Below are 22,938 nucleotides of genomic sequence, written 5' to 3'. Positions count from 1 at the left end.
AACTGAACCGGCACCGGACCGGTTCTGATGGGCCAGCGCCTGCAAGCGCTCAGATACGCAGAAAGGGCTGGAACAGGCGCGGCATCAGCTTGTTGAATTTCAGCGGCGCATCCGTAACCGCCAGACAAATGCAGTCTTCCGAGATATCCGCCACAGGCGTATGTTCAAGATCCTCGTCAGCGATCTCGACATCGCCGCGGGCAAAGCGGTCAACCTCGTCCGAGAAAGCCCCTTGCAGAACCATTGTCAGCTCCATGCCGTTATGGCCATGATCCGGTACGGCGGCACCGGCTGGGATGAACAGCAATCGGGCGGTGGCGTCTTTAGTGGTCGGCAGGATCGCCTGTTTGACGCCCATGCCAATCGGCCTCCAGCGGATGTCCTTGACTGTTCCACCCACGTAATCCTGCAACGGGGCCGGCAGAACTGCACATCCCGGGCGAACGGGCTTGGGCGCCGGAGCACCCTTGGCGATCAAAGCCATCGTGGCCGCCAGAGAGGTTTCGCTCATGCTGACTGCCTCACTCTGCTTGTCAAGAACTTGCCCGCCAACGGCGTCATAGCTTTCTGCGCGCGCACGGCAGTGGTCGCATAGGGACAGATGCGTGGCGACCATCAGATCGAAGGCTTCGGGCAGGTTGCCTGCGGCATAGGCCATCAGCAGGTCATCTGTCAGGTGATGTTTGATCAACTTGTTCATCTTACTCATCTCAATTCATCGCGTGGCGCAAGCGATCCAGCGCCAGCCGTATCCGTGACTTGATTGTTCCCAGTGGCAATCCGGTTTGTGACGCTATTTCCCGGTGACTCAGGTCGCCGAAATACGCCTTCTCGATCAGGTCCCGCTGCGCATCCGGTAACGCCTGCAAGGCGGTGCGCAGTTGCGCGGTTTCCTGTTGCAGCGCGATGACGTCATCCTGATCGGGCTCTGCCTCGGGACCCCAACCCAGATCCTCGGGTTCAGGACGGCGTTGCTTGCGCAGCACGTCAATGCGCTTGTTCCGTGCGATGGTGAACACCCACGTGGCCACAGTGGCCCGCGTCGGATCGAACAGGTGGGCCTTGTGCCACAAGGTCGCCATCACCTCTTGCGCGCACTCTTCTGCCATGGCGGCATCAGCCCCTGACTTCATCAGAAAGGCCTTGATACGCGGCGCGAAGTGCTGGAACAGATCGGCAAATGCCGCCTGATCCTGCGCATCCCGGATGCGTCTGACGTGGTCCACCCATTCGGCCCTGGTCTCGCGCTTGCCGTTGATGTCGTTCACCCGCCTACCCTTGATGTGTTTGTTGATGCGCCAAGGTTGAGGGGCGGGTGTTTCAACCGCTGGTCCGTCCAAGGTCGCTGTATTGGTCTGGGTAAACATAACCACATTACGGCGCACGCCCCAAGCCGGATCACTTTATCGGGACATTTTGATCGCGGCGCTGATCCGCCTGTTTGTTCAAGATCAAAGACGCAGGCCGCTGTCGGTGGTTGTGATGGCGTAACAACCGCGAACACGAGGAGTGGAAGAGATGTTGGAAATCTCGGCAAGAAAAGTCGCCCAGGTCGCCATGATGGGCCGCGAACTGAACCGGGCCGAGGGCGAATTGCGAGCGTTCATCGACCGCATGAGCGAAGACGAGCAGGCCGAACTGGTTGCCATCATGTGGATCGGGCGCGAGAGCTTTTTCGCGGAAGATCTGGCCGAGGCCATCGCCACCGCCAAGTCCGAGGCTTCGACCCCCTGTGCAGACTACCTGATCGGAACACCGCACATGTCTGACCACCTTGAGAATGGTCTGGACGCACTGGGAATATCTGCGGAAGACGTAGAAAACGATCTGATGTAGGCCCTTCGGCGGCATCACCCAAAAACAGACTTGTGCGTTGGTCGCCAGCGTCGGATACCAAGGCCAACGCGCCTTCCGCTGCGCGGGCACTCCTGTAAGTGAGGAACAGGTAGGGCAGACCGGTCGCGAATAGCTGCACGCGTCATCTCAACAAACTTTAATGATTCCGACTGGCGGCCTTAACGGTGGCCTCCCTTATTTGAAGCTATCACAACCAAGCAACTCAAATATTGGAGGAACCAGCAATGACCCATGCACAGACGATTGACACTCATAAGGGCCTCTTGGACGGCCTCTTTGCCAAATATGCCGACGCAAAAGTTGAACATTTCCGACGCCAGATTTTCTCAAAAACCGTTCGGAAGCTGGAAAAGCTCAGCGACAAGCAGCTGAACGATATCGGCATTCCCCGCGACCAGATCCGTCGGCGCGCTTATCACAGCGTGTATCACAACGCACCCTACCAGCAGTGACCCGAAAGTTTCGCAACCCTTGCGTGAGGTAATCAGTATGTTTGACTTTATCCCCTCGACCAATCAACCGACCCCGGCCGCCAGCGCCTTGTTGCTGTTTGATCGCGCCATGCGCATTCGAGCCATCAGCCCGGATATCGTTCGGGCCGCTCAGCATCTGAACGGCCTGACCGACCATCAGCTGGCAGAGCTTGGCATCAACCGCAGCGATGTCGAAGACACCATCGAGCGCTATATCTGAAGATACCTTCAGAGAAATCCAGACGAGTTTACCATGCCTGAAGAAGAACAATGAAAGCCATTCCAGAAACTCTGGAATGGCTTTTTTCGTGCGATCAGGCCGTATGATCCACGATCTGCAAGTGCTGGGCCAACCTGTCGATCTCGGTCATCCAGCCCTGTACCAGTTTTGGGTCGCTCGGGGCTGCGTGAACGCCTGCCGGGATGGCGCGGTTCAAAACGGCCTCGACGGCAAGTGAAACCGGGATCGATACCAGACGCGCCATTGCTGTGCCGCGCTCATCGCCCCAGGCGTCCATGACATAGGTCTTGTGCCAGACAGGAACGCCGTCTTTCTCGGCTTTCAGTCCAACACACAGCACAACGCGGTCGGGCTCACCTTCGTCATAGGCGTTTTCGCTCCAGAACTGGTCAGACATCTCTTTCAGACGCGCATCCCCTTCCGGGCCCGACAGGGTTTCGATTTCACGGAACACATCCGACCACGCATCCGCCCAACCGTTCAGGCGCAGGGTGCCGCGGACGAATTCTCTGACTGGCCAGTGATCCTCGAACTGGTACTGCGCCTTGAACGGGATCGAGTCGCGGTTGGGATAGACCTCGAAACTTTCCGGCGTTGGCAGCGGCGCGATATAGCTGCTGATCGCATCCCACGGACGGGCAACGTCCAACGGGGCATAGTCGCGGATCGACTTCGACGGCGACCGCAGCGCCTTGAGCACACCCAAGGGCGACCAGCTGAACTTGTAGCGGAACGGGTTCGGGATTTTGGGAATGCCACCGCAATACGAAATAAAGCTCAGGTGGTTTTGCGGATCGAACGCATCCGAGGCGCGATAGTCATCGACCAGTGCATGGGCCATCAGGTGGTCGATGCCCGGATCCAGACCAACTTCGTTGACCAGCGCCACACCGGCCTCGCGCGCCTTGTCGTCCAGTGCGCGCATTTCGGGCGCGATATACGATGACGACACGAAATTGGCCTGTTTCGCAATCGCCAGTTCTGCCAGTGGTACGTGCCAGTCGCCCGGCAGCATGGACACGATCACGTCGCCCTTCTCAAGCACACCACCCAGAGCGTCGATGTCGAAGGCGCGAATATCGTTGGTCAGGTCCCCAACCTCGGCCCTGGCTTTTTCGACCGTCCGGTTCCAGACAGTGACCTTGTGACCGCCCTCGATCAGACGGCGCAGGCCGGGGATGGCCGACAGGCCGGTGCCACACCAGTGAATCGTCATCGCTCAGATCCCTTCGATATGTGTTTTGTAAGTTGCTTCTGCCCGACCCCAGACGCCGCTGTCCAGATCGGTCAGGGTCAGAAGCGACGGCAAAAGCTGTGCCGCATAATCTTCCGAACTTTCGACCGGCAGCATCGACGGCAAGTTATCGATGGCCATCACGTCCATCACCGGATCGGTTGCCACGCGCAAAGCGGGCGCGTCCCATGTGGTTGCACGGTCATAGACCGGCACCGGGTTGTAATCACTGTCCGGGTCGCAGGCGACATCGCCGATAGCAGTCAGGTTGCGCGGGGCAGTCAACGCCTCACGCGGAACAAAGACCGGGGTTCCGGGGCGCGCGAAGATGCAGTTCAGGAACAGGTCGTGGTCCAGAATTTCCGGAAACGGTCCGCCGCTGGCGGTTTCCGCCATGTCCCATTTGGTGACGTCGACGCCCATCGCGTCGCACAGGTCTGCGGCCCCCGTACCCACGCGACCCAGTGCACCGATCACGATGGCGCGGGGGCGTGGGGCTCCGGTGGCGTCCAACTCGGCCAGCAATTCAGCGTTCAGAACGTCTTTGCCTGCATACACCCCAACCGGCGGGCATGCCTCGCCCCGTTGCTGTGCCGCCCACGTCTTGAGCGTTACCGCAGCACCGGCATACCCGGCCCAGTAACCAAAGGCGGCAACGCGGCGGCCATCTTCGCTCACCAGATATTCCAGGTCATAAAGCGTGCCGCTCCCGGCCTTGAACCGCTCCAGCAGCGCACGACCCGAATGCTGGCCCTTATAGGCATGGCCGAACATGATGTGGCGATGGGGCAGGGGGGTGCCATCTTCGGGCAGTTCCTTGAGGCCAAAGATGATCGCGTCCAGCGGGGCCTCGGGCCACGAATTCTCAGCCGCGATTGCACAGCCAGCGTCCTTGTAGCCATCAATCGGAATGGCGCGGACATGGCTTTCCTCAACCGTCACGCGGAGACCTGCGGCGATCAGTGCCGCGGCCCCTTCGGGTGTCAGCCCCACCCGTTCCTCGTTCGGGCGCTGTTCCGCCCTGACCCAGAGATGTGTCATCTTACTTCCTTTTGTCAGAGCATCCCGGCAGCGCGCACCGCCTGAACCGAAGGCCGTGCCTCCATCGCCTCGCGGAAGGCGATGATCCTGGGGAAGGCCGAGACATCGACGCCGTCGCCTTCCAGCCAGCTGCAAACCACATAAAGATAAGCATCGGCCAGAGAGAACGCGTCCCCCAGAACAAACGGCCCGCGCAGCCCGTTTGACGAGATATAGTCGCAAGATGCAGTCATCGTCTGCGCGACCTTGTCCGTCATGTCTTTCCAGCTGGATTTCTTGTCGGCCCAGCGATGCCCGCGCAGCTTGTGGGCGTGGTTCACATGCATGGTCGAGGCCAGATAGAACATCACCTCGCGCATGCGGGCGGCCATGACCGGATCAGCTGGCACCAACCCGGCCTCGGGTGCCTTGGCCGCAATATATTCCAGCAACGCGCCGGTCTCGGTCAGGATGCCGCCATCGACCACCAGCGCCGGAACGCGCCCCTTGGGATTGATCTGCTTGTAGGCCGGTTTTGTCTGTTCCCCATCGGCAAAGTCCAGCTTGATTGCTTCATAGTCCAGTCCGGCCTCTTCCAGAGCAATCGCAACAGCGACCGAGATGGTTCGGGGTGCGTAATAAAGCTGCATCGGGGATCTCCAATCTGCTTCCTACAGGTGGGTCTGCGCAAACTGCCGGTCGGGTGCTTCCAGATGCGGCACCGCATTGAACAAAACCGGGCTCAGCTGTGCGCCAATCGGGTGCAGACGATGCATCGACGTGTTCATGATGGCAAGGGCCACCCGCGCCATCGACGGGATGTCCAACCCCATCGCCTGCCGCACCACCATCGAGATCAACCCGCCCGAGGTCACGACGATGGCCGGTCCGCCCTCGGTCCCGATCTCGTGCAGCGCATCGCGGACGCGGGCTTCAAACGCGTCGAAGGTTTCCGGAGCGTTCTCGATCTTTCCGCTGGCCCAGGCCGCGAAGGTTTTGGGCAAGTGTTCGACAAATCCCTCGCGGTCGGTCGGGATTTCGACGCCGTGCTGTTCTTCGAACAACTGTGCAAGGGTGAAATACTCGATCTCGTTCAGCCGTGCGTCGCAGACAGGATCGGTCAATCCCATGCTGGTGACCGTCTCGGTGTGGCGGGTCAGGGTGCCACAATAGACGCGTGTATAGTGGCTGCGGGTGTCACGCAGATGCGCGCCCAGCCAGCGGGCCTGTTGATGGCCCAGATCGCTCAGCTTGTCATAGCTTGCTTCGTCGCGCGCTGTCGTGTTTGCCTGCCCGTGGCGCACCAATGTGATATGTGACATGTCGCTCCCTCTTGCGCCGAAGTCTTAGGGCAGGTTCCTTGCCGGGACCAGAGGGGTTTCTTGATCTCGCCGGAAAAACATTCGCAGCTGTCCGGTTTCTGGCTATGGTCGCCCTGACCAACTGCGCCCGGAGGGATTCATGGCCGTCGATCACACGCGTTTTCTGGATGATCTGCACAAGCTGCGTGAATTCGGTGCCTCGGGTGTGGGCAAAGGAGTCATCCGCCCGGCCTATTCAAAAGCGGATATTGCGGCGCGCCAATGGCTGGCGGACCGTATGGCCGACGCAGGTCTGACACCGCATTTCGACCCGGTCGGCAATCTGTTTGGGCTGGCCCCTGGCCGTTCTCTGCTCATGGGGTCGCATTCCGACAGCCAGCCCGAAGGCGGTTGGCTGGACGGCGCGCTCGGGGTGATTGCCGCGCTGGAGATCGCGCGGTCCAGCGACCAGCCGATCTCGGTCGTCAGTTTTCAGGATGAAGAAGGCCGGTTCGGTGTGACCACGGGCTCGGCGGTCTGGTCCGGCGGTCTGCCGCTGGACAAGGCCGATGTGTTGACCGACGGTGCCGGCGTCAGCTTTGGTGAGGCCCGATCTTCCATGGCGAACCTGTCGCAGGGTTTTGTCGATCCCGCGCGGTTCAGTGGCTTTGTCGAGATGCATATCGAACAGGGCCCCTCTCTGGACGCTGCGAACGAGCAGATCGGCGTCGTTACCGATATCGTCGGCATCCGGGACATGTCGGTCACTTTCGAAGGGCAGCAGAATCACGCGGGCACCACGCCGATGCATTTGCGCCGCGATGCGTTTCAGGCGTTGTCACTGTTCAGCACGCGCCTCACCGAACGGTTTCGCAACGTGGTGACACCGCAAACCGTCTGGACCATCGGGCGGGTCGACCTTCACCCCAATGCGTCGTCCATCGTGCCGGGTCGGGCGCGGTTCTCGATGCAGTGGCGCGATGGCGATCCGGATCGGCTGTCGCGGATGGAGGAAATCATCCGTACCTCAGCCCAGGAAGTAGCCAGGGAACGGGACATGGTACTGACCTACGGCCCTTTGCTTGGGTTGGAACCTGTCACGATGGATCAGACCCTGCGCGTGGCGCTGGAACACGGTGCCGAACAGGTGGCCCCCGGCAGGTGGCGCAGGATGCCGTCGGGCGCGCTGCACGATGCCACAAACGTGTCGCGCCTGATGCCTGTTGCGATGCTGTTTGTGCCCTCAATCAACGGTATCAGCCACGATTTTGCCGAAGATACCGCCGAAAGCGATCTTGTGGCCGGGCTGAGGGTGCTGGATCTCGCAGTGCAGTCACTTGAAGGGCGGGTGCGATAAGGTGCGGGTAAAATACCGTTTTTACAGGCCATTGCGGTTGGTTTGTCTGGTGTTATCGTCGCGCTCGAAACTGTGATCGGCAAACCCATGCAAAAGTCAAAAGACCAATGTTGCCTAACGGAAAAAAGTTTCCTATAGGAACGCAAAGGATGCATACGCCCGTATACAGACTTGTCCCACAGGCGGTACTCTGGTTCGCAAGTTGACCGGAATCGTTGCAAAATTGATAGCGTGGGGCAGACTGACGGGAATGCGTTCGAAACCGAAAGATACGAAAAGGTATCCAAGATGACCGAGATTAGACGCACGCCGTTGTATGGGCTTCACGTTGAGTTGGGCGGCAAGATGGTTGATTTTGCCGGGTGGGAGATGCCAGTTCAGTATCCGCTGGGGATCATGGGCGAGCATAAGCAGTGCCGCGAGAAGGCGGCGTTGTTTGATGTGTCGCATATGGGTCAGGTGATTTTGCGGGGCGAGAATGTGGGCGAGAAGCTGGAAGCTCTGTGCCCGCAGGCTTATGCGACGCTGAAGGACGGCAAGGCGCGGTACGGGTTCTTCACCAATGCCGAAGGCGGGATCATGGATGACCTGATCGTGTCGAATGCGGGGGATCATTACTTTGTGGTCGTGAACGCGGCGCTGCGCCATCAGGACATTCCGCATATGCGCGACAATCTCGAAGGTGTCGAAGTGACCGAGATCTTCGACCGCGCGCTGGTGGCCGTGCAAGGTCCCAAGGCCGAGGACGTGGTGAGTGCGCTCTGCCCTGCGGCGCGCGACCTCAAGTTCATGGAAACCACGATTGCTGACATCCTGGGTGTCGAATGCCGCATCTCGCGGCTGGGATATACGGGTGAGGACGGGTACGAGATCTCGATCCCCGAAGACAAGGCGATCGAGATTACCCGGGCGTTCCTGGCGCATGAGGATTGCGAACCGGCGGGTCTGGGCGCGCGCGACAGCCTGCGGCTGGAGGCGGGTCTGTGCCTGTACGGCAATGACATTGACCAGAGCACCTCGCCGGTCGAGGCCGGCCTTGGCTGGGCGATGCAGAAACGCCGCAAGGAAGAAGGCGGCTTTCCGGGTGCGGAACGTGTGCAGCGCGAACTGGCCGAGGGGCCTGCGCGCAAGCTGGTGGGCATCAAGCCCGACGGCCGCGCGCCCGCGCGTCAGGGGGTCGAGGTGCAATGCCTTGAGGGCAACACCATCGGTCAGATCACCTCGGGCAGCTTTGGCCCCACGGTCGGCGGCCCGGTTGCAATGGGCTATGTGTCCGCGGGCCATGGCGAGCCGGGCGAGAAGGTCAACCTGATCATCCGGGGCAAGGCGCAACCGGCGCAGATCGTGGCGCTGCCCTTCGTCAAACAGAATTACAAGCGTTGAAGTCAGGAGAGAGACACCATGGCAACCTATTATTCCGAAGAGCATGAATGGCTGGCGGTCGAAGGCGACACGGCCACGCTGGGCATCACCAAACACGCGGCCGAGCAGCTGGGTGAGGTGGTCTTTGTCGAGCAGCAGGAAGTGGGCGACGAGTTCGACAAGGACAGCGAGATCGGCGTGATCGAATCCGTCAAGGCCGCCTCCGAGCTTTACGCGCCGGTTGATGGTGAGATCATTGAGGTGAACGAGGCGCTGGCCGACAATCCCGGCGCGCTGAACGACGACCCCGAAGGCGAGGCCTGGATCTACAAGATCAAGATCGCCGATGCCGCGCAGCTGGAAGATCTGATGGACGAAGCCGGCTACAAGGCCTTCATCGGCTAAATCCGGCCCGGAGCCCCAGAGACCGGGGCTCCCCGCTTCATCTTTTTCCAAATACTCCCGCCGGAGGCATCTGCCAGAGCGGCCGGGCGAGACATTCTTTGAGGAGCGCTGCAATGGCCTTCAAACTGACCGACTACGAAGCCTATGACTTCGCCAATCGCCGCCACATCGGGCCCAGCCCGACCGAGATGCGCGACATGCTGCAGGTGATCGGCTTCAAGACGCTGGACCAGCTGATCGACGCCACCGTCCCGCCCGCGATCCGGCAGAAGGAGCCGCTGGACTGGGGCCCGGCGATGACGGAACGCGATGCGCTCTTTCACATGAAACAGGTGGCGGGCAAGAACAAGGTTCTGACCTCGCTGATCGGTCAGGGCTATTACGGCACCACCACCCCGGCGCCGATCCTGCGCAACATTCTGGAAAACCCGGCCTGGTACACCGCCTACACGCCCTATCAGCCCGAGATCAGCCAGGGCCGGCTCGAAGCGCTGCTGAACTTCCAGACCATGGTCAGCGACCTGACCGGGCTCGATGTGGCCAACGCCTCGCTGCTGGACGAAGCCACTGCCGCGGCAGAAGCCATGGCGATGGCCAAGCGCGGCGGCCGGTCCAAAGCCAATAACGCGGCCTTCTTCGTCGACCGCAACTGCCATCCGCAGACCATCGCGGTCATCAAAACCCGCGCCGAGCCGCTGGGCATCGACGTGCAGGTGGGCGATCCCGATCAGCTGGATGCAGGTGCCGTCTTTGGTGCAATCTTCCAGTATCCGGGCACCCATGGCCATGTGCGCGACTTCACGAACGAGATCGCGGCGCTGCATGACCATAACGCCATCGCCGTTGTCGCCGCCGACATCCTGTCGCTGGCGTTGCTGAAATCCCCCGGCGAGATGGGCGCGGATATCGCCATCGGCTCGACCCAGCGCTTTGGCGTGCCGATGGGTTATGGCGGCCCGCACGCCGCGTATATGGCGACCACCGACAAGCTGAAGCGCTCGATGCCGGGCCGGATCATCGGGGTCAGCATCGACAGCCGCGGCAACAAGGCCTACCGCCTGGCGCTGCAGACCCGCGAGCAGCACATCCGCCGCGAAAAGGCGAACTCGAACGTCTGCACCGCGCAGGCGCTGCTGGCGGTCATTGCCTCGATGTATGCGGTCTATCACGGACCCGACGGCATCAAGGCGATCGCGCAATCGGTGCACCGCAAGACCTCGCGCCTGGCCGCCGGTCTGGAAGAGGCGGGCTTTGCGGTGGAACCTGAAGTGTTCTTCGACACCATCACGGTCGAGGTCGGCCACCTGCAGAACGTGGTGATGGAGGCCGCCGTGGCCCGTGGCGTCAACCTGCGCAAGGTCGGCGAGACCCGCGTGGGCATCAGCCTGGACGAACAGACCCGCCCCGAAACCATCGAGGCGGTCTGGGGTGCCTTCGGCATCGACCGCAAGGATGACAGCTCGAACAAGCAATACCGCCTGCCGGATTACGCGCTGCGCGAAAGCGAGTACCTGACCCACCCGATCTTCCACAAGAACCGGGCCGAGGCCGAGATCACCCGCTATATGCGCCGTCTGGCCGACCGCGATCTGGCGCTGGACCGGGCGATGATCCCGCTGGGCTCGTGCACCATGAAGCTGAACGCCACGATCGAGATGATCCCGGTCACCTGGCCCGAGTTCGGCAACCTGCATCCCTTCGTGCCCGAAGATCAGGCGCGGGGCTATCACGAGATGATTGCGGACCTGAACGACAAGCTGTGCCAGATCACCGGGTATGACGCGATCTCCCAGCAGCCCAACTCGGGCGCGCAGGGCGAATATGCGGGCCTTCTGACCATCCGCAACTATCACTTCGCCCGTGGCGAAGGGCAGCGCAATGTCTGCCTGATCCCGACCTCGGCCCATGGCACCAACCCGGCTTCGGCGCAGATGGTGGGCTGGCAGGTTGTGCCGGTGAAATCGGATGACAAGGGCAACATCGATCTGAATGACTTCCGCGAAAAGGCGGAAAAGCATTCGGACCATCTGGCCGCCTGCATGATCACCTACCCCTCGACCCATGGCGTGTTCGAGACCACCGTGCAGGAGGTCTGCCAGATCACCCATGATCACGGCGGTCAGGTCTATATCGACGGCGCCAACATGAACGCCATGGTCGGCCTGTCGCGCCCCGGTGACATTGGCGGCGATGTCAGCCACTTGAACCTGCACAAGACCTTCTGCATCCCGCATGGCGGTGGCGGCCCCGGCATGGGTCCGATCGGCGTCAAGGCGCATCTGGCCGAGCATCTGCCGGGCCACCCGGAATATGGCACCGCCGTGGGCCCGGTCTCGGCGGCCCCCTTCGGCTCGCCCTCGATCCTTCCCGTCTCATGGGCCTATGTGCTGCTGATGGGCGGTGCGGGGCTGACGCAGGCCACCAAGGTGGCGATCCTGAACGCCAACTACATCGCGGCGCGGCTCAAGGACGCCTATCCGATCCTCTACACATCGGAAACGGGCCGGGTGGCGCATGAATGCATCCTCGACACAAGACCGCTGGACGAGGCGGCGCATGTCACCGTCGACGATGTGGCCAAGCGTCTGGTCGATTCAGGCTTCCACGCCCCCACGATGAGCTGGCCGGTGGCCGGAACCCTGATGGTCGAGCCCACCGAATCCGAACCCAAGGACGAGCTCGACCGTTTCTGCGACGCCATGCTCTCGATCCGCTCGGAAGCGCAGGACATCATCGACGGCAAGATCGACGCGGAAAACAACCCGCTGAAAAACGCCCCTCACACGGTGCGTGATCTGGTCGGCGACTGGGACCGCCCCTACACCCGCGAACAGGCCTGCTTCCCTCCGGGCTCCATGGGCGTCGACAAATACTGGTCCCCCGTCAACCGCGTCGACAACGCATACGGCGACCGAAACCTCGTCTGCACATGCCCACCCATGGACGCATACGAAGACGCCGCAGAGTAACACAACCCAACCCCGCCGAAACATCGGCGGGGTTTTTCGCCAATCGGAAACGCGTGTTCTGATTTGTACCCGTTTCAGATGTCGTTTTCACCCGGTAAAGCGTCTTTTCTGCTTGCTGCAGGTGCGAAGGCCCCCTAGGTCTGTCCGTGGGACACCCCTCCCCAACGAGGGGCGTGTATCTGGAAGGGTAATACACATGACGATCGAACAACCGGCGACGCGGCCGGCAAATCCGCGTTTTTCTTCGGGCCCCTGTGCCAAACCCCCCACATTTGACCTGACAAAACTGGCTGATGCCGCATTGGGCCGGTCGCACCGCGCCGCTGTCGGCAAGGATAAGCTGAAGGCGGCCATCGAAGGCACGCGCGAGATTCTGGGCATTCCGGCGGATTACCGCATTGGCATCGTTCCCGCCTCGGACACCGGCGCGGTTGAAATGGCGCTGTGGTCTTTGCTGGGTGCGCGCAAGGTCGAGATGCTAGCCTGGGAAAGCTTTGGGTCCGGCTGGGTGACCGATGTGGTCAAGCAGCTGAAGATCGACGCCGAGGTGAAGACCGCGGATTACGGGCAGATCGTTGATCTGGCCTCGGTCGATTTCGCAAATGACGTGGTGTTCACGTGGAACGGCACAACCTCGGGTGTACGGGTACCCAATGGCGACTGGATTGCCGATGACCGCCAGGGCCTGACGATCTGCGATGCAACCTCGGCGGCCTTTGCGATGGATCTGCCCTGGGACAAGCTGGATGTAACAACCTTCAGCTGGCAGAAAGTGCTGGGCGGCGAAGCGGCCCACGGGATGCTGATCCTCAGCCCGCGCGCCGTTGAACGGCTGGAAAGCTATACCCCCGCATGGCCGCTGCCCAAGATTTTCCGCCTGACCAAGGGCGGCAAACTGATCGAAGGCATCTTTACCGGGGCAACGATCAACACGCCGTCAATGCTGGCGGTCGAAGATTATCTCTTTGCGCTGGACTGGGCGCGATCGGTGGGCGGATTGCAGGGGCTGATCGCGCGTGCGGATGCCAATGCGGGTGCGGTACACGCGTTCTGCGACCAGAACGGCTGGATCGCAAACCTGGCAGAGGATGAGGCGACACGGTCGAACACTTCGGTCTGCCTGAAGTTCACCGACGCGCGTATTCAGGACGGTGCAGCCTTTGCCAAGGCAGTCGCCAAGCGACTTGAAGCCGAGAATATCGCACTTGATATCGGCGCTTATCGCGACGCGCCTGCGGGCCTGCGCATCTGGTGCGGCGGTACGGTTGAAACCTCGGATATTCAGGCGATGCTGCCCTGGCTGGCATGGGCCTTTGCGACCGAGATCAAAGCGCAGGCGCAGGCTGCCTGAGTTTCATGTGCCGGGCTGAAGCCCGGCCTACCCCATCACTGATGTAAGGCGGGCGTCAGCGCGCTACCCTCTGAAGAATTCAAAGGACCAACCAAAATGGCTCCCAAAGTACTCGTATCCGACAATCTCAGCGAAACCGCAGTGCAGATTTTCCGCGACCGCGGCATCGACGTGGATTTCATGCCCGAGCTGGGCAAAGACAAAGACAAGCTTGCCGAGGTGATCGGTCAATATGATGGTCTCGCCATCCGTTCAGCAACCAAGGTTACACCGACCCTTCTGGAAAAAGCCGACAGGCTGAAGGTCATCGGCCGCGCCGGGATCGGCACCGACAATGTCGACAAAGAGGCGGCCTCGAAAAAGGGTGTGATCGTGATGAACACACCCTTCGGCAACATGATCACCACCGCCGAACACGCCATCGCGATGATGTTCGCCGTGGCGCGGCAAATCCCCGAGGCCAGCACCTCGACCCATGCGGGCAAGTGGGAAAAGTCCAAGTTCATGGGGATCGAGCTGACCAACAAGACACTGGGCGTGATCGGTGCCGGTAACATTGGTGGCATCGTGTGCGAACGTGCGTTGGGCCTGAAAATGAAAGTCATCGCTTATGATCCTTATCTGGGCGAAGAGAAAGCGTCCAAGATGGGCGTCGAAAAGGTCGAACTGGACGAACTGCTGGCGCGCGCCGATTTCATCACCCTGCATGTGCCGCTGACGGATCAGACCCGCAACATCCTGAGCCGCGAGAATCTGGCCAAAACCAAAAAGGGTGTACGGATCATCAACTGTGCCCGTGGCGGTCTGGTCGATGAAGTGGCTCTGGCCGAAATGCTGCAATCCGGCCATGTTGCCGGAGCGGCCTTTGACGTGTTCAGCGAGGAACCCGCCAAGGATAACGCGCTGTTCAACCTGCCCAACGTGGTCTGCACGCCCCATCTGGGCGCGGCGACCACCGAGGCGCAGGAGAACGTGGCCTTGCAGGTGGCTGAACAGATTTCGAACTACCTGCTGACGGGCGCGGTCGAGAACGCGCTGAACATGCCCAGCGTGACAGCGGAAGAAGCCAAGCTGATGGGGCCGTGGATCAAGCTGGCAGGTCATCTGGGCAGCTTCATCGGCCAGATGACGGATGAGCCGGTCAAGGCGATCAACATCCTCTATGACGGTGTGGCCGCTGAAATGAACCTGGCTGCGCTGAACTGTTCGGTGGTCGCGGGGATCATGAAAAAGTTCAACCCCGAGGTGAACATGGTCTCGGCCCCTGTGGTCGCGAAAGAACGCGGGATCAAAATCTCGACCACCAATCAGGATAAGTCGGGTGTTTTTGATGGCTATATCAAGGTCACGGTCGTAACGGACAAACGTGAACGGTCGATCGCGGGTACGGTGTTCAGCGATGGCAAGCCGCGCTTCATCCAGATCAAAGGCATCAATATCGATGCCGAGGTCGGCGCTCATATGCTGTACACCACCAACGAAGACGTGCCCGGCATCATCGGCACGCTGGGTCAGACCATGGGTGAGAACAACGTTAACATCGCCAATTTTACCCTCGGCCGCACAGAGGCTGGCGGCGAAGCGATTGCGTTGCTCTATGTCGACGAACCGGTCCCGGCCGAAGCACGGGCAAAGCTTGCCGAAACAGGCCTGTTCACGCAGATCAAACCGCTGGAATTCGACGTCGCCTGATCGCGGCTGTTGAGTTTGAGGAACAGTTCACGACCCGGTTATGCGAATACCCGGGTCCTTTCTTCTCTGATTTCGCAATCTGAGTCACAAGCGAGCTGACTCATACCGCCGGAGGATTCTATGACATTGCCAGTCTATGCCATTGGTGATCTGCACGGGCAGGTGGCCGAACTGGACCGCGCGCTGTCTCTGATCCAAAGCGATGGTGGCCCCGATGTTCAGATCGTGTTTCTTGGTGATTACGTGGATCGCGGCCCTGACAGTCGCGGGCTGATTGACCGCCTGATTGCCGGACGTGATGCCGGCCGGAACTGGATCACTCTTCTGGGCAATCACGACCGCATGTTTGCCTGGTTCATGGAGGACACTCCGCGCCACGATCCGCATTTGTTGGCGGGATACCACTGGCTGCATGACAGGTTGGGCGGGGTCGACACCCTGCGCAGCTATGGGGTGGAATTCGAAGGTCAGATCCGCCTTGAAAACCTGCACCGTATGGCTCAGACAGCCGTGCCGAAGTCGCACCTGACCTTCCTGCGCGATCTGGTGGTGATGCATCAGACGCCCGAGATTGTCTTTGTTCATGCGGGTATCCGTCCGGGTGTGCCGCTGAATGAACAGCAGGCAAGTGATCTGATCTGGATCAGACAGGACTTCCACGACTACCACGGCCCGCATCCCAAACTGATCGTTCATGGTCACACGCCTGTGGATCAGGCGACGCATTATGGCAACCGGATCAATCTGGACACGGGGGCCGGATACGGACGCCCGACGGGCGTCGCCGTATTCGAGGGACAGAATTGCTGGGAACTGACCGAACAGGGTCGAACACTGTTGACGCCCTGACCGTCCCGCATGGGTATGACACTGGAGATTGGAATATGTACGTCGCCACTTTGCTGACCAACCCGGTTGCACCCTCGCTGGACCGTGCCCTGCCTGAATCGCTGCGCAACGCGTGGGGCGGTGGAGATGTCCTGTGGCTCAGCCCGGACGAGGCGGTCGAGTTTGAGCTGAGTGACATGCCCGCCAATCGCTGGGACGTTTGGGCTGATCTGCAAGGCATGGGCGTGGACCTGATTGTGCAGCCCGCACAGGGGAGGCGCAAAAAGATGCTGTTGGCCGATATGGACAGCACCATGATCCAGCAGGAATGCATTGACGAACTGGCGGATGAGGCTGGCGTCGGCGAAAGGGTCAAGGACATCACCGCCCGCGCCATGAACGGAGAGCTGGATTTCGAAGGTGCTCTGATCGAACGGGTTGGTCTGCTGAAGGATCTGGATGAAAGCGTCATTGGCAAAGTCCTGCGCGAACGGATCACCCTGATGCCCGGCGGACAGGCGTTGCTGGCAACAATGCGAGCCAACGGTGCCTATGCTGCACTGGTGTCCGGTGGCTTTACTGCCTTCACCGCGCGGGTGGCAGAGCTGCTGGGGTTCGATGAAAACCGCGCCAACACTCTGCTGGCCGCAGATGGCAAACTGACGGGCGATGTGGCGCGTCCCATATTGGGGCGGCAAGCCAAGATCGAGGCGCTTGAGCAGATTTCCACGCGTCTTGGGTTGTCCGAAAATGACGTGATCGCCGTGGGCGACGGGGCCAATGATCTGGGCATGCTGGAGCGGGCCGGAACCGGGGTTGCCCTTCACGCCAAGCCGTCGGTGGCCGCGAAATGTGACGTGCGGGTGAATCACGGCGATCTGACGGCACTGCTTTACCTGCAAGGGTACAGTCGCTTGGATTTTACCGAATCCTGACAGGGCTTTTCATTATTTAACATTTGTGTTAAATAGAGGTTATGAGCACGCTTCTGACCACCTTTTCCGCTTTGTCCGATGCCACCCGGTTCTCGATTGTCGAGCAGCTGATGGAGCAGGGCGAACTGCCCGCCGGTGACCTGATCGAAGGGCGCGGAATGTCCGGTGCTGCGATTTCGCGCCATCTGAAAGTGTTGCGCGAGGCAGGGTTGGTGCAGCAGCGCGTGCGGGGCACCCAACGGATGTACTCCATCCGGTCCGACGGGCTGCGGATGATTGCCGACTGGACGATCTCCAAACGGCAATTCTGGGAAAGCAGCCTCGATCGCCTCAGTGATATTATCGAAAGGGAGAAGTCATGGCCGACCTGAAACTGGAACGGGACTTCCCCGTCAGCCCAGAGGATCTGTTTGTATGGATCAGCGACGGCAGCCGGTTGTTGCAATGGTGGGGGCCCGAAGGGATGCACGTGCCTGAGCACAATCTGGATTTCTCGCGCACCGGCCCGTGGTATTCGGTCATGGAAAACGGCGAGGGTCAGCAATACAAGGTCTCGGGCCACGTCACGCATGTCGACCCGCCAAACTCGGTGGGGTTTACCTGGGGCTGGCATGACGATCAGGATCAGCGCGGGGCCGAAAGCCACGTCACCTTCACAGTCACAGCGACGGGCACAGGGTCACGCTTGGTTTTGGACCACCGCGAACTGGCCGATGCCGAAGCAGCCGCGAACCACAATCAGGGCTGGACGTCTTCGCTGCGCAAACTCGAAGCGAAGTGCAAATAAGGTTTCATCAGGGAGGAGCGATATGCCCCAGTATTTGTTTGTTTATCACGGGGGACACACCCCGACCGACCCCGCCGAGATTGAGGCGACCATGGCCGCTTGGGGCGCATGGTTTCAGGGTATGGCCGAAGCGTTAGAGATCCCCGGCAACCCGGTCGGACAGTCCTATACGGTCAGCAGCAGCGGGGTTGTCGACAATGGCGGCGCAAACCCGGCCTCGGGCTTTACCGTGATCAAGGCCGACAGTATCGAAGCCGCGACCGAGATGGCCAAGGGCTGTCCGATGGTCGTCAATGGCTCGGGCTCGGTCGAGGTGGCCGAGGTGCACGAGATCGAGATGTAGGGGCCTTAGCCGGGGAAACCCGGCGCAGGTTTGATCACGCCGCATTCCAGCCCCCGGCGGCTGTATTGCGGGGCGTTCATGAACTTGCGGGTGGCCGGGTGATCGGCCTCCAGCACACCGAGGCTCACCAGAATAGCGGCGATGGCGCATTCGCTGGCCCGCGTGGTGCCATCGGTGATCTTTAGCGCAACGCCCATGCGTTTTTCCGGGATGATGGCCACAAACACCGCCTCGGCCCCGGTCTTGATGGCAACACGCCCGTTCATGGCGCGCATCAGTTCGGTGCAGGCACGGGTCTCACCGGCTACCAGTTCCGGGTGTTTTACCATTGCCGCCACCAATTGCACCGCCGCCTCGCTGGAACGGTCGGACCGATCCGAGGCGCTGGCGAACCATGCCATCGACCGGGCCAGCCCGGCCAGCGACACGGCGAAATTCGGGGCGGAACAGCCGTCAATACCGTAACCGGGGCTGGTTTCGCCTGACGTCTCTTCGATGGCAGACAGGCAGGCCTGCTGCACCGGGTGATCGATTTCCAGATATTCCGGCCCTGCGCCCATATGCTGACCCAGTGTCAGGAAACCACAATGCTTGCCGGAACAGTTGTTGTGGATCTGGCACGGGGTGTCATCCGCCAGGATCAGCCGATCCCGCGCGGCAGTGTCCGCTGGCTCCTGTGGCCCGCAGCGCAAGTCGTGCTCGCTCAGCCCCAGATGATCAAGCCACGCTGTTACGCGGTCGGTATGGATCGCAGCCCCGTTGTGTGACGCGCAGGCCAATGCAAGATGTTCGCTGTTCAATCCGTATTTTGCAGCGGCTCCCGACGTGACCAGCGGAAGCGCCTGAATCATCTTGGCGGAAGAGCGCGGATAGATAACCGCCTGCGGGTCGCCCCAGCTGCGCACGATCTGGCCGGAGTCGTCGCAGATGACCGCGTGGCCCAGATGCAGGCTTTCCAGCAAGTTGCCACGCCACAGTTCTGTCATTGCTACGGGCTGCGTCATCTGGACCTCCGAAATTAATGCGCAAAATTCTGCCAATCGCCCTTTCGCCTGTGGCGAAACCTGCGTTAGTGTGTGTATGTCGGCAATCATCGGAATGCGCAACGGAATAGACGGGCCGGAAGGGTTCGCAGCCATGTCCGATGGATTTGAGGTATCGGTCGAGCTAGGAGGCTGGACAAATGGGATCAATGCTCGTTCGTACGATTGCGGGCCTGTGTGTGGCAGGCATCGCCGCGACTTCTGCAATCGCCCAGCAGGCGACAAGCACAAACCGGGTTGCCGCAAAAACGGACTGGAGCGTTTTTGTCGAAGATGATCCCACCGAATGCTGGAGCGTTTCGGCCCCCAAGGAAACCGTGAACACCCGGGGCGGGCGCGTCGTATCCGTGCGGCGCAGCGACATTCTGTTGTTTGTGTTCTATCGGCCCAATGCCGAGGTCAAAGGACAAGTGACCTTTACCGGCGGCTACCCGTTTGCTCCGGGATCGACGGTGAACCTGAATGTCGACGGGTCCGAGTTTGAACTGTTCACCGAAGGTGAGTGGGCCTGGCCTGCGTCAGATGCAGATGACGCCAAGATCGTCACCGCGCTGAAACGCGGAACCGAGGCTGTTCTGACTGCCCGGTCCGAACGCGGCACGCAAACCAAGGACACCTTCTCGCTGCTGGGCTTTACCGCAGCAATCGAAGACGCCGAAAAGCGCTGCACCAAGTAAGCACCCCGGCCTGAGCAATTGGTCCCGTCTTTGGCGGGGCTTTTTTTGATTGGGCTACGGTCAACGGCGTTCAGCAATTGCTACGGCATTCCTGAAATGTCCGTTGGTTCAGGAATTACCCCTGACGCAGTGAGCATGGCATGTATCTGTCCCCGGTGATGGGTTTGGTGGTTGAAGAGCTGAACGGCACAGACAGCTCTTGGCATTTCAATTTTGGCAGAGCCGTCCGGAGGGTACCATTTGATCGCGCCCTTGAGATCTGTGTCGGTTGTACCGGCTGCCCACCGTTCGATTTCCGCGTCTCGTTGTATGCGTAAGCTTTTGAAGTCAGACCAGTCTGTTGGACTGGTCAGTGAGTGTGTGATCGTATCTTGTGGGCGTTCATTGCCTTTGATGCGCTCAAGTATAAGCGCGTCGGCCCAATAGAGGTGGTTCAATGTCCCGGCGATGGACTGAAAGAATGCGCCTCGATCTAACCAACGCTCGGCATTCGTCAATTCGTTGGCCGCTGCAACGAGTGAGGAGTTTTGCCAGCTGTTGTAGCGTGCCATGAGTTGGCAATATTCGGCAGAAATCATTTCTAATGACCTTAGTGCTATTGGAGGGATTGTGGAAAGATGGGGCGTTTTGCATTGGCATTGAGCAAATTGCGCCTTCAACCGGGCAGGCTAGCGCGTCGCCGAGTGAAGCCATGTTAGATGCGCTACCGACTTTGCGTAAGTCTTTTCTTATTCGTGCCTGTCGGGGTTTAGGATCACCAAGTACCGCTTTCGGTACGCGCCGATTGACAAGGGGACCGCCCTTTCTTGTTTTCTGATATCCCGAGCAAGTCCGGTATGTGCCGCCTTCGACCGGTATGCCACACAAGCGCTTCCGTCGCGGCTATGTTGAAACCTTCTGAGGTGGGAACTCTTCGACACCGCAGAACTCAATCACAACGTGGACCAGTACTGTAATTCCCTCCAGAGCGTGGGTTGTAACTTTACGCAGGATCAACGCGTTTACTTGATCCGTGTCAAAGTGTGCTTTGACGGTTTCTGAACTAATCAGTTCAAGAGAAACCAAGGAGTTGCCACCATGCTGAACAAATCTCTTGCCGCGCTGATGATGATATCGGCCATGCTGCTGAGCGCCTGTGAAAACAAGGGCGAGACTTATCCCGTAACCGGCGAACAATGCGGACCGAATGATCCGGTCAAGACCCTGGATGCCGAAGATTGCTATGTCCCACCCGCGGGTGTCTGACGCGGAACCGCATTTCCGTTGATTCAGAGGGCCAACCTGCATCTAAACCTTTCTGGCAAAACATGTTACTCTGGCCTGACCCCTGCTGAATAGATGAATGAGGCGGCCATGCGTCTGATCTTGATTGCACTGCTTTTGCCAGCCACTGCAACCGCCGACCCGGCGTTGGAATGTTCCGACGCCGGATCACAAGTCGAAATCGGATCCTGCGTCGGAGAGATGGAAACACGGGTGTCGCGTGCGCTGCAGGTGAGTTTTGATTTGGCGGTACAATCTGCCAAGGAGCTGGATGAGGTCACCGGGCGGATAGTGGCTGAACCTGCCCTCATAGCGGCGCAACAAGCCTGGGAAACCTATCGCGATACGCATTGCACCGCCGTCGGCGCGTCGTTTGGTGGCGGATCGGGTACAGGTATCGCAATCACATCATGCCGGGTGAATTTGGGGCGGGCACGCGTTGAAGAACTGTTGAGTTTTGCAGACTGACTGAAACGATTCCTTTTGATCTTTGCACAGGTTCCTATATAGAGGCGCATCCCAAGCCAGAATCCTTGAAGATACGCCCCAGCAGGTACCACAATGTCGCCCAAAGCGCCGATCACGCAAGACGTCATGACTCTCCCTCGTAAATTGCCCGAGGGGAAGGTGAACCTTGTCGGTCTCACCCGCGACCGTTTGCGCGAGGTTCTGATCGAACATGGCACGCCGGAAAAGCAGGCCAAGATGCGCACCGGTCAGATCTGGCAGTGGATCTATCAATGGGGCGTGCGCGATTTTTCCGCGATGACGAATCTCGCCAAAGCGTACCGTGCGCAACTGACCGAAAACTTTGTGGTCGAGATCCCTGAGGTCGTGACCCGACAGGTGTCCGAGGACGGCACCCGCAAATATCTGTGCCGAATCGCGGGTGGGCACGAGGTCGAGGTGGTCTACATCCCCGAAGAAGATCGCGGTACGCTGTGCATTTCATCTCAGGTCGGATGTACACTGACATGTTCGTTTTGTCATACCGGCACCCAGAAGCTTGTACGTAATTTAACATCTGCCGAAATTGTCGGGCAGATCATGATGGCGCGCGACGATCTTGACGAATGGCCGACCCCCGGTGCGCCAAAGGATGAAACGCGCCTTCTGTCGAACATCGTTCTGATGGGAATGGGTGAGCCGCTTTACAACTTCGAAAACGTCCGCGACGCGATGAAGATCGCGATGGACCCCGAGGGGATATCCCTGTCGCGCCGCCGCATCACGCTGTCGACCAGCGGAGTGGTACCCGAAATTGCACGCACCGCCGAGGAAATCGGCTGTCTTCTGGCGATCTCGTTCCATGCAACCACGGATGAAACCCGCGACGTTCTGGTCCCGATCAATAAGCGCTGGAATATCAATGAGTTGTTGCAGGCGCTGGCCAGCTATCCCAATGCCTCGAACTCCGAGCGGATCACGTTCGAATACGTGATGCTGGACGGTGTGAATGACAGTGACGAGGATGCCCATCGTTTGATCGACCACATCAAGCGCCACAAGATTCCGGCCAAGATCAACCTGATCCCGTTCAACGAATGGCCCGGTGCACCGTACAAGCGCAGCTCGAACAACCGCATCCGCGCTTTTGCCAACATCATCTATCAGGCAGGCTACGCCTCTCCCATTCGCAAGACACGGGGCGAGGATATCATGGCGGCGTGCGGTCAGTTGAAATCGGCAACCGAACGTGCCCGAAAATCGCGCAAACAGATTGAGTCCGAAGCCGGTTTAACCCGGTAGTTTTTCTGTCCGGTTCATCATGGATCGGGTGGTCGTGCTTTGATTGTCCAA

General features: G+C 59.9%; 26 protein-coding genes. 18 read left to right on the top strand and 8 right to left on the bottom strand.

Annotated features, from left to right (window positions below; translation table 11 throughout):
* Nucleotides 1-49 precede the first annotated feature (49 nt).
* Both ACR0AM_RS07880 and ACR0AM_RS07875 read right to left on the bottom strand, forming a co-directional pair.
* A complete protein-coding gene (locus ACR0AM_RS07880) occupies nt 50-700 on the bottom strand; it encodes a ChrR family anti-sigma-E factor (protein WP_480605507.1) in 651 nt (216 codons plus the stop codon).
* Nucleotides 701-710: 10 nt separating this feature from the next.
* Nucleotides 711-1,367 carry a sigma-70 family RNA polymerase sigma factor gene (locus ACR0AM_RS07875; RefSeq protein ID WP_480517947.1) on the bottom strand — a complete coding sequence of 219 codons (657 nt, stop codon included), beginning with the start codon at nt 1,365-1,367 and terminating at the stop codon, nt 711-713.
* Nucleotides 1,368-1,518: 151 nt separating this feature from the next.
* On the opposite strand from ACR0AM_RS07875, the gene ACR0AM_RS07870 reads away from it, so the two are divergent.
* From ACR0AM_RS07870 to ACR0AM_RS07860, 3 genes are all read left to right on the top strand, one after another.
* Nucleotides 1,519-1,836, top strand: a complete 318-nt coding sequence (locus ACR0AM_RS07870) for a DUF3775 domain-containing protein (RefSeq protein ID WP_209505065.1) — start codon at nt 1,519-1,521, stop codon at nt 1,834-1,836.
* A gap of 245 nt (nt 1,837-2,081) precedes the next feature.
* Nucleotides 2,082-2,309, top strand: coding sequence for a DUF1127 domain-containing protein (locus ACR0AM_RS07865; protein ID WP_480474217.1), 228 nt, complete (start codon nt 2,082-2,084; stop codon nt 2,307-2,309).
* Nucleotides 2,310-2,346: 37 nt separating this feature from the next.
* Nucleotides 2,347-2,550 (top strand): DUF1127 domain-containing protein, encoded by a 204-nt coding sequence (locus tag ACR0AM_RS07860; protein WP_480474216.1) that lies wholly within the window; start codon nt 2,347-2,349, stop codon nt 2,548-2,550.
* A 94-nt stretch (nt 2,551-2,644) separates the two neighbouring features.
* Here ACR0AM_RS07860 and ACR0AM_RS07855 read toward each other — a convergent pair whose 3' ends face one another.
* Genes ACR0AM_RS07855 through ACR0AM_RS07840 form a run of 4 tightly spaced genes read right to left on the bottom strand, consistent with a single transcriptional unit; the run spans nt 2,645 to nt 6,147 of the window.
* Nucleotides 2,645-3,787, bottom strand: a complete 1,143-nt coding sequence (locus tag ACR0AM_RS07855) for a saccharopine dehydrogenase family protein (RefSeq protein WP_480622577.1) — start codon at nt 3,785-3,787, stop codon at nt 2,645-2,647.
* 3 nt (nt 3,788-3,790) lie between these two features.
* The gene (locus ACR0AM_RS07850) at nt 3,791-4,846 is read right to left on the bottom strand and encodes a saccharopine dehydrogenase (protein WP_480622576.1); all 1,056 of its coding nucleotides are present in this window, start codon (nt 4,844-4,846) and stop codon (nt 3,791-3,793) included.
* Nucleotides 4,847-4,860: 14 nt separating this feature from the next.
* Nucleotides 4,861-5,475, bottom strand: coding sequence for a glutathione S-transferase family protein (locus ACR0AM_RS07845; protein WP_480474213.1), 615 nt, complete (start codon nt 5,473-5,475; stop codon nt 4,861-4,863).
* A 21-nt stretch (nt 5,476-5,496) separates the two neighbouring features.
* Nucleotides 5,497-6,147, bottom strand: coding sequence for a histidine phosphatase family protein (locus ACR0AM_RS07840; RefSeq protein ID WP_480605520.1), 651 nt, complete (start codon nt 6,145-6,147; stop codon nt 5,497-5,499).
* Between the two features lie 139 nt (nt 6,148-6,286).
* Between ACR0AM_RS07840 and ACR0AM_RS07835 the strand changes: the two genes are divergently transcribed.
* From ACR0AM_RS07835 to ACR0AM_RS07785, 11 genes are all read left to right on the top strand, one after another.
* Nucleotides 6,287-7,483: a Zn-dependent hydrolase gene (locus ACR0AM_RS07835; protein WP_480622575.1), complete on the top strand. Its 1,197-nt coding sequence runs from the start codon at nt 6,287-6,289 to the stop codon at nt 7,481-7,483.
* Between the two features lie 288 nt (nt 7,484-7,771).
* Complete coding sequence (gene gcvT / locus ACR0AM_RS07830; protein ID WP_480622574.1) at nt 7,772-8,866, top strand: glycine cleavage system aminomethyltransferase GcvT; 1,095 nt, start codon at nt 7,772-7,774, stop codon at nt 8,864-8,866.
* A gap of 18 nt (nt 8,867-8,884) precedes the next feature.
* Nucleotides 8,885-9,250: a glycine cleavage system protein GcvH gene (gcvH, locus tag ACR0AM_RS07825; protein WP_480474211.1), complete on the top strand. Its 366-nt coding sequence runs from the start codon at nt 8,885-8,887 to the stop codon at nt 9,248-9,250.
* Between the two features lie 113 nt (nt 9,251-9,363).
* The gene (gene gcvP / locus ACR0AM_RS07820) at nt 9,364-12,219 is read left to right on the top strand and encodes an aminomethyl-transferring glycine dehydrogenase (RefSeq protein ID WP_480476842.1); all 2,856 of its coding nucleotides are present in this window, start codon (nt 9,364-9,366) and stop codon (nt 12,217-12,219) included.
* Between the two features lie 196 nt (nt 12,220-12,415).
* The gene (locus ACR0AM_RS07815) at nt 12,416-13,570 is read left to right on the top strand and encodes a phosphoserine transaminase (RefSeq protein ID WP_480474210.1); all 1,155 of its coding nucleotides are present in this window, start codon (nt 12,416-12,418) and stop codon (nt 13,568-13,570) included.
* Nucleotides 13,571-13,666: 96 nt separating this feature from the next.
* Nucleotides 13,667-15,262, top strand: coding sequence for a phosphoglycerate dehydrogenase (gene serA, locus ACR0AM_RS07810; protein ID WP_480493919.1), 1,596 nt, complete (start codon nt 13,667-13,669; stop codon nt 15,260-15,262).
* Between the two features lie 120 nt (nt 15,263-15,382).
* The gene (locus ACR0AM_RS07805; RefSeq protein ID WP_480622573.1) at nt 15,383-16,111 is read left to right on the top strand and encodes a metallophosphoesterase family protein; all 729 of its coding nucleotides are present in this window, start codon (nt 15,383-15,385) and stop codon (nt 16,109-16,111) included.
* A 35-nt stretch (nt 16,112-16,146) separates the two neighbouring features.
* The gene (gene serB, locus ACR0AM_RS07800) at nt 16,147-17,025 is read left to right on the top strand and encodes a phosphoserine phosphatase SerB (RefSeq protein ID WP_480554427.1); all 879 of its coding nucleotides are present in this window, start codon (nt 16,147-16,149) and stop codon (nt 17,023-17,025) included.
* A 41-nt stretch (nt 17,026-17,066) separates the two neighbouring features.
* Nucleotides 17,067-17,396 carry an ArsR/SmtB family transcription factor gene (locus ACR0AM_RS07795; RefSeq protein WP_480493917.1) on the top strand — a complete coding sequence of 110 codons (330 nt, stop codon included), beginning with the start codon at nt 17,067-17,069 and terminating at the stop codon, nt 17,394-17,396.
* A complete protein-coding gene (locus ACR0AM_RS07790; protein WP_480554430.1) occupies nt 17,384-17,812 on the top strand; it encodes an SRPBCC family protein in 429 nt (142 codons plus the stop codon). The genes ACR0AM_RS07795 and ACR0AM_RS07790 overlap by 13 nt, the downstream gene beginning before the upstream one ends.
* A gap of 22 nt (nt 17,813-17,834) precedes the next feature.
* Nucleotides 17,835-18,155, top strand: a complete 321-nt coding sequence (locus tag ACR0AM_RS07785; protein WP_267364302.1) for a YciI family protein — start codon at nt 17,835-17,837, stop codon at nt 18,153-18,155.
* Nucleotides 18,156-18,160: 5 nt separating this feature from the next.
* On the opposite strand, the gene ACR0AM_RS07780 is transcribed toward ACR0AM_RS07785, so the two are convergent.
* Entirely contained in the window at nt 18,161-19,159 is a 999-nt protein-coding gene (locus ACR0AM_RS07780) for an asparaginase (protein WP_480554431.1), read from the bottom strand.
* A 179-nt stretch (nt 19,160-19,338) separates the two neighbouring features.
* Here ACR0AM_RS07780 and ACR0AM_RS07775 point away from each other — a divergent pair, with 179 nt between their 5' ends.
* Nucleotides 19,339-19,875 carry an invasion associated locus B family protein gene (locus ACR0AM_RS07775; RefSeq protein ID WP_480474205.1) on the top strand — a complete coding sequence of 179 codons (537 nt, stop codon included), beginning with the start codon at nt 19,339-19,341 and terminating at the stop codon, nt 19,873-19,875.
* 80 nt (nt 19,876-19,955) lie between these two features.
* On the opposite strand, the gene ACR0AM_RS07770 is transcribed toward ACR0AM_RS07775, so the two are convergent.
* Nucleotides 19,956-20,453 carry a DinB family protein gene (locus ACR0AM_RS07770; protein ID WP_480622572.1) on the bottom strand — a complete coding sequence of 166 codons (498 nt, stop codon included), beginning with the start codon at nt 20,451-20,453 and terminating at the stop codon, nt 19,956-19,958.
* A 499-nt stretch (nt 20,454-20,952) separates the two neighbouring features.
* Between ACR0AM_RS07770 and ACR0AM_RS07765 the strand changes: the two genes are divergently transcribed.
* The 3 genes from ACR0AM_RS07765 (at nt 20,953) to rlmN (ending at nt 22,887) form a co-directional block, all read left to right on the top strand.
* Nucleotides 20,953-21,120: a hypothetical protein gene (locus ACR0AM_RS07765; RefSeq protein ID WP_209598391.1), complete on the top strand. Its 168-nt coding sequence runs from the start codon at nt 20,953-20,955 to the stop codon at nt 21,118-21,120.
* Between the two features lie 108 nt (nt 21,121-21,228).
* Nucleotides 21,229-21,606: a lysozyme inhibitor LprI family protein gene (locus tag ACR0AM_RS07760; protein ID WP_480474203.1), complete on the top strand. Its 378-nt coding sequence runs from the start codon at nt 21,229-21,231 to the stop codon at nt 21,604-21,606.
* 93 nt (nt 21,607-21,699) lie between these two features.
* Nucleotides 21,700-22,887, top strand: a complete 1,188-nt coding sequence (gene rlmN / locus ACR0AM_RS07755; protein WP_480622571.1) for a dual-specificity RNA methyltransferase RlmN — start codon at nt 21,700-21,702, stop codon at nt 22,885-22,887.
* Nucleotides 22,888-22,938: the final 51 nt, after the last annotated feature.

This window comes from Ruegeria sp. AD9, from assembly GCF_056542305.1.
Note: the sequence above shows the minus strand (reverse complement) of the source record. Positions and strands in the feature narration are given on the sequence as shown.